The sequence below is a fragment of the Streptomyces sp. NPDC055815 genome, from assembly GCF_053616475.1.
The window spans coordinates 1-2,641 of record NZ_JBSHDU010000176.1; the positions used below are offsets into that span (position 1 = coordinate 1).

The 2,641-nt window shown below is 70.0% G+C and carries 1 protein-coding gene; it reads left to right on the forward strand.

Going from position 1 to position 2,641, the window contains the following annotated elements:
• Window positions 1-2,641 (forward strand): condensation domain-containing protein (locus tag ACWGN5_RS41785; protein WP_453524254.1); only part of this gene is annotated, 2,641 nt, incomplete at both ends.

Consider the following 2,641-nt stretch of genomic DNA (forward strand, 5'->3'; position numbering starts at 1 on the left):
CCACCATCGGTGTCGCCACGGGTGCCCTGTCTGCGGAGGATGCGGCGGCGGGGGTGATTCCGGTCGGCCGACCGGTCGCGAACACCCGCTTCTACGTGCTCGATGCGGCGCTGCAGCCGGTGCCGGTGGGTGTGGTGGGAGAGCTGTATGTCGCGGGCGCGCAGTTGGCGCGGGGGTATGTCGGACGGCCGGGCCTGACCGGTGAGCGGTTCGTGGCCTGCCCGTTCGGGTCCGGGGAGCGGATGTACCGGACGGGGGACCGCGCCCGGTGGGCGGCGGATGGTCGTCTGGTGTTCGCCGGTCGCGCGGATGATCAGGTGAAGGTGCGTGGTTTCCGTATCGAGCCGGCTGAGATCGAGGCGGTACTGGCCACGCATCCGCAGCTCGGGCAGGTGGCGGTGCTCGCGCGGGAGGACGTGCCCGGGGAGATGCGTCTGGTCGCCTATGCCGTACCGGATGATGCGGACACCGACCATGCGGCGCTCGTCGAATCGGTGCGGTCCTTCGCCGCAGCCAGGCTGCCCGAGCACATGGTGCCGTCCGCGGTACTGGTCCTTGAGGCGCTGCCGCTGACGGGCAACGGCAAGCTCGACCGCAAGGCCCTCCCGGCTCCGGACTACGCGGCGGCAGCAGCGCGCTCGGGCCGCGGTCCGGCCAGTCTCCAGGAGGAGATTCTCTGCGATGCGTTCGCCGAGGTCCTGGGGCTGGAGAGCGTCGGGGTGCACGACGACTTCTTCGAGCTGGGTGGGCATTCGCTGCTGGCGACGCGGTTGGTGAGCCGGATCCGCACGGTGCTCGGCGTGGAGATGGAGATCAGGACGCTCTTCGACGCGCCGACTCCGGCCGGTGTGGCCGCCGGGCTCGACGGGGCGGTTTCGGCCCGTGCGGCACTGGTGCCGGTGGAGCGCCCGGAGCGGGTTCCGCTCTCGTACGGGCAGCGCCGTCTGTGGTTCATCGGCCAGTTGGAGGGCCCGAGCCAGACCTACAACAGCCCCGTCGTGGTGCGTTTGAGGGGGGAGCTGGACCGGCAGGCGCTCGGGCAGGCGCTGACGGATGTCATCGGGCGCCATGAAGTGTTGCGTACGGTCATCCGCGTCGCCGACGGCGAGCCCTACCAGCAGGTCGTACCCGTTGACGAACTCGACTGGGACCTGACCGTGATCGAGGTGAGCCAGGGGAGTCGGCCGCGAGAGGACGACTGCTTGCTGGACCTCGACGCCCTCTCGCCGGACGAGTCGGTGATCAGCCTGCCGACGATCGAGCCGTCCGCAGAGCTTCCGGCCGGTGAGATCGAGCAGCATGACCTGGCGGCTGCCATGGCACGAGCCACCGGGTATGAGTTCGACCTGTCGGCCGAGGTGCCGATGAGGGCGTGGCTCTTCGGCGTGGACGCGGACGAGCATGTACTGGTCGTGGTGGTGCACCACATCGCGGGTGATGGCTGGTCGATGGGCCCGTTGGCACGCGATGTCTCGGCGGCGTACGAGGCCCGCTGCGGTGGGGGCGCTCCGCAGTGGGATGCGCTGCCGGTGCAGTACGCGGACTATGCGCTGTGGCAGCGGGAGCTGCTCGGTGACGGTGGCGACGCGACGAGCCTGATGTCACGCCAGATGGATTACTGGCGTGACGCTCTGGCAGGGGCCCCGGTGGAACTCGCGCTGCCGTTCGACCGGGCGCGGCCGACAGCGGCGTCCCACCGCGGGTTCTCGGCCGGATTCGTCGTGCCGTCGGCTGTCCACGTGCGGCTGCGTGAGGTGGCGCGCGAGCGTGGCGTGACGGTGTTCATGGTGCTGCAGGCGGCGCTTGCGGTGACCCTGCACCGGTTGGGTGCGGGGACGGACATCCCGATCGGCTCGGCGATCGCGGGCCGTACGGACGAGGCTTTGGACGACCTCGTCGGCTGCTTCGTCAACACGCTGGTGATGCGGACGGATCTGGCCGGCGATCCGACGTTCGCTCAGGTGCTGGAGCGTGTGCGGGAGACGGGTCTTGGGGCCTATGCGCATCAGGACGTGCCGTTCGAGCGACTGGTGGAGGAGCTCGCCCCGGAACGCTCGCTGGCAAGGCATCCCCTGTTCCAGGTGGTCCTCACCAAGCTGAACGCCTCATCCGGGTGGGAGCTGGATGCGGCGACGCTGACCCTGCCCGGCGTCCGGTCCACACCGCTGTTCCTCGGGAAGCCCTCCGCGAAGTTCGACCTGGATGTGATGGTCGCGGAGGAGTACGACGCGCAGGGCGCTCCCGCCGGGGTGCGGGGTGCGGTGACCGTGGCCGCGGACCTGTTCGACGCGGATGCGGCGGAACGGATGGCGCAGCGGTTCATTCAGGTGCTGTCCGCGGTGGTGGCGGACCCGGCGGTGCGGGCCGGAGCGGTGGAGGTGCTGTCTTCGGAGGAGCGGGTTCGGGTTCTGGCCGGGTGGAATGACACGTCCGTCTCCCTGTCGGGGGAGTCGGTGTTGGGGTTGTTCGGGGCGCAGGTGGTGCGGACGCCGGACGCGGTGGCGGTGGTGCAGGACGGTGTGGAGCTCACTTACGCGGCGTTGGATGCTCGGGCGAATCGGTTGGCTCATTTCCTGCGGGTGCAGGGGGTGGGTGCGGAGTCGGTGGTGGGTCTGTGTCTGCCGCGTGGGGTGGAGACCCT